This is a genomic window from Candidatus Cloacimonadota bacterium (assembly GCA_011372345.1).
Classification (GTDB): domain Bacteria; phylum Cloacimonadota; class Cloacimonadia; order Cloacimonadales; family TCS61; genus DRTC01.
Map to the genome: position 1 here is coordinate 1 of DRTC01000432.1, position 3,533 is coordinate 3,533.

The window sequence follows — 3,533 nt, forward strand, 5'->3', positions numbered from 1 at the left end:
ATGCTATAGAAAGGGCGATGGTTATCGGTAAAAAGTCTGAAATATCCCTGGCTGATCTTCCTCTAAATCCGGATGGTCAGAAGAAAAATAGCACTCATGCCTTAACATTAGCAGATATTGAAAAAGAGCACATTCAAAAGGTGTTTAAGGAAGTGGACGGAAATGTTACCCGGGCGGCAGGCTTATTAGGGATAGACCGAGTGACCCTTTATAATAAATTGAAAAAATATGGCATCAAACGTTAAGTGACTCGTAAAATATACCTGGCATTTTTAAATGATCATTTTCCACCCTTCTGCCAGAATCTGGCCGGGGATTTGTCTCGGTGTTTGCCGTACATTTTTTCATATATTTCTATCGATATCGATTTGAATTTGTTTTATTCGGAAGAGCGAAATCAATATCATTCTACTTTTATCCTTTCCAAAATATTAAATCATTTACCAAGCGATGGTGAAAAGATTATCGGTATAACCAATGTCGATATTTATATTCCTATTTTAACTTTTATATTTGGAGAGGCTCAGTTAGAAGGAAAAGGGGCGATTGTTTCCACCTACCGCTTACATAACAAATTTTACGGACTTCCTGCCAACAACCGCTTGCTTTATGAACGCACCTTAAAAGAAGTGCTGCACGAATTAGGTCATACTCTGGGATTAGTTCACTGTACTAATTTTGAGTGTGTTATGCATTCTTCAACTTATGTGGAAGATATCGATTTAAAGAAAGCAACGCTTTGCCGGGAATGTCAGAAGGTGTTAGGAACTACTTGCCGAGAAGACCGGTAAGATAGTTTTTGTGATTTATGAAGAAATATTGCAAGACAATTCAATAATTAAACTATAATCCGAAATTATTCAATAGCCACTGATTCACGCAGATTAAAACTGATAACAGTAATAAATTATGAATTATTCTGTGGAATACCAGAAAGGTTCAAAAAAATATCGCCGAAACTTTGCGATCTTTATATGTTTTTTTATGATTTCGGTTTAAATGAATAATCTGGAATAATAAAAGTTGTAATTAGATCAATCGCAGGTAGTAATTATAAAAATTAAGCCAGTTCAGCTATTGCTTTCATTAAAAGATAATGATCTTCGGTTAATTTTTTACGGCGTATTCGGATATTTCGTTTGTTCTCTTTTATAGAATTAATTATTATTATACCACCGACTCCCATTTCTACATAATTTTCTCCGAAATCTTTTTTCAAAAGCATCCGGCAGGTTTCTTCACAGCAATAAGATGGTGCAATCTTTTTCAACCTGAGCTTTTTCAAACCTGCTAATATATTAGTTTTGTCTTTTGAACCGAGACCACCAAAGTGAAATCCACCCAGCGCTAAGAAAAGGGGTTCTTCCGGGAATATTTCTTTTGCCTTCTGCATAATTGTTAAGATGCTATGATGAGCACAGCCGGTAATAACAACAATACCTTTCGAGGTTCGCAAAGCCATCGCCTGTTCTTTGAAATAACTGGTAAATTCTCCTAGTGTAAAAATATTTGGCTGAAGTTCCATTGGAGAAATAATGGGAATGACCTCTGCTCCGGCTTTTTTTATGTTTTCGATTATGCTGAAAGGAAAAGATTCCGGGACATAAACGACCGCATCCTGATTTACCGCTAAAAAGTCGTACAATCCCCCAACATGACCGGAACGGTTGTGAGAAATTATTACTATTTGTATTTGCCCCGGATCAATCCCTAGTTTCCTCATATTTGCCAGAAGGATGCTGCCATCACTGCCGGTATCGAAAAGCACTGTTGTGGGTCCAACTTCAGCTACGCACGCAAAACCCTGACCGGTTTGCAAGTCAGGCGCTGTAGACACACTGTCATAAATTACAGTAAGGTGAACATCATTACCTTTGTGAGAACCTACGCCTAATTGGAAATTATTTGACTTCATCATCAAACCAAACCTCATTTAAATCCCCCTTCGAAACAACGAAGGGGGATTTTGTTACAGTTATGCTGTTTTAACAGTTAATTCTTTTGCATGATGTATTATGCACCATAAACCAAAAATACTTAACAGGACACCGGAGATGATGAAGTTTTCCGGGGTCATAAGATGAACCACCATGCTGCTGAATAAATAACTCAACCCGCATAAAAACAGCCATAACCCTATGATGCCTGTTGCTGCAGCCTGCCACAATTTGTAAGAGCGGAAGCAGCACACCCCAGCTAAAAATCCCACAATCATCATATTAATCGGACTTTGAAAAGAAGAAAAAACTCCGGAAAGTACTAACCACAGCCCAAGCACTAATTTAATTCTACCGTGCCACATGACTATCTCCTTTTTCCTTTATTTTGACAGAGCTATTGTGAGAATATTTCCTTTTTCGATTTATTCCATTCATTTGAGAATCAGTTCTTCTCACACCATCTCTTAAATCATACAGTTAGATATAAATAGTTTTTCCGATTTATTCCTTTTTTAATAATTTGGTTACCAATTTCTGAAAATCTTTTTGACCGATTATTTTTTCAAGATCTTTTTCTACCTCTCCGCCATCGGCAAGAGTTGTTCCAAGGTTAAGAGGAAGATTGCTCCTGAAAGATTTAGCAAGCTGAATCTTTACTAATTCCACCTTTTCTAAGTAGTTCTTTAAACTTTGCAGATTCCCACACATCTGCTTTACATCCTCTTGAATATTTTTTCTTTGCATTTTAAAAAGATAACAATTTTCATTTATTATTTGTTTTATACTGTTCAGGAGAAAAGGCGGATTTATTTCAATCACTTTTCCTTCTACCGGGGAATGCAGTGGAAAGGTTTTGCCTTTCCGAATAATCCAGGCAATCAGTTGACCCGACCGATATACTTCCCCCATTTCCGGTAGAATGATACGATCGACAGGCTGCAGGATTTTAATCAGTAGTTCATCAATACCCACTTGCACGGTATCGTCCGATTCAGATTTAAACCAAAAGTGTGAAGGATGATAACAGCGGTCTAAGTGAATTTTACAATTTGACAACAGGGTGAAGAGGTACTGATTCACCAATTTCTGTGCGACAGATTCATTTTCCGTTTCTTTAATATTTGAATATTTGTTTACTGATGATTCATTTCGTTTATCATAAGGAAGCATTCCTCGCATAATTCTATCAAATTCGCAGGTTTCACAATTAAAATTGCGATCACACAGTTTATAATTGACAACTCCTGCCAGCATCCATATACACTTCAAATCCTTTCTATTTTCTGTCGTTGAAGTTTTCATTTTTCTATCACTTCCTTAAAAAAAGTGTTATTTAGCTAATTTTTCTTTTTCAAGGACTTTCATGTTTACCTGTTTCTTAAAAGGAATATTAAGCGGTTCAGTTTCTTCGGGTGTAAATATGGGAAAATTTTTAACAACCAAACGAAAAACGGCAAAACCTATCGCTATAAGCATCAGTGTCACACTTATTTCCATCCAGGAAGGAAAATAATTTGCATGCGCGTATGATTCCATTCCGGTTATGGCCACATTCAAACGATTCAAAACAAATCCGATGACAACCATAAGAAC

General features: G+C 36.6%; 6 protein-coding genes. 2 read left to right on the forward strand and 4 right to left on the reverse strand.

The genetic code is table 11. From position 1 onward, the window contains the following. Both ENL20_08395 and ENL20_08400 read left to right on the forward strand, forming a co-directional pair. The coding region (locus tag ENL20_08395; GenBank protein HHE38575.1) for a sigma-54-dependent Fis family transcriptional regulator at positions 1-245 on the forward strand (245 nt) is incomplete at its 5' end. Beyond that, positions 246-791, forward strand: coding sequence for a hypothetical protein (locus tag ENL20_08400; protein ID HHE38576.1), 546 nt, complete (start codon positions 246-248; stop codon positions 789-791). Between the two features lie 269 nt (positions 792-1,060). Here ENL20_08400 and ENL20_08405 read toward each other — a convergent pair whose 3' ends face one another. The 4 genes from ENL20_08405 to ENL20_08420 all read right to left on the reverse strand — a co-directional run bounded on the left by ENL20_08405 (position 1,061) and on the right by ENL20_08420 (position 3,506). Next, positions 1,061-1,933, reverse strand: a complete 873-nt coding sequence (locus ENL20_08405) for an MBL fold metallo-hydrolase (GenBank protein ID HHE38577.1) — start codon at positions 1,931-1,933, stop codon at positions 1,061-1,063. Between the two features lie 42 nt (positions 1,934-1,975). Further along, positions 1,976-2,302 (reverse strand): hypothetical protein, encoded by a 327-nt coding sequence (locus ENL20_08410; protein ID HHE38578.1) that lies wholly within the window; start codon positions 2,300-2,302, stop codon positions 1,976-1,978. A 139-nt stretch (positions 2,303-2,441) separates the two neighbouring features. Further along, the gene (locus ENL20_08415; protein HHE38579.1) at positions 2,442-3,242 is read right to left on the reverse strand and encodes a glycine cleavage system protein H; all 801 of its coding nucleotides are present in this window, start codon (positions 3,240-3,242) and stop codon (positions 2,442-2,444) included. 27 nt (positions 3,243-3,269) lie between these two features. Beyond that, the gene (locus tag ENL20_08420) at positions 3,270-3,506 is read right to left on the reverse strand and encodes a hypothetical protein (GenBank protein HHE38580.1); all 237 of its coding nucleotides are present in this window, start codon (positions 3,504-3,506) and stop codon (positions 3,270-3,272) included. Positions 3,507-3,533: the final 27 nt, after the last annotated feature.

Coding starts and splice junctions, on each gene's coding strand:
- ENL20_08410 (HHE38578.1), bottom strand. CDS start 2,302: ATGTGGCACGGTAGAATTAAATTAGTGCTTGGGCTGTGGTTAGTACTT.
- ENL20_08405 (HHE38577.1), bottom strand. CDS start 1,933: ATGAGGTTTGGTTTGATGATGAAGTCAAATAATTTCCAATTAGGCGTA.
- ENL20_08415 (HHE38579.1), bottom strand. CDS start 3,242: ATGAAAACTTCAACGACAGAAAATAGAAAGGATTTGAAGTGTATATGG.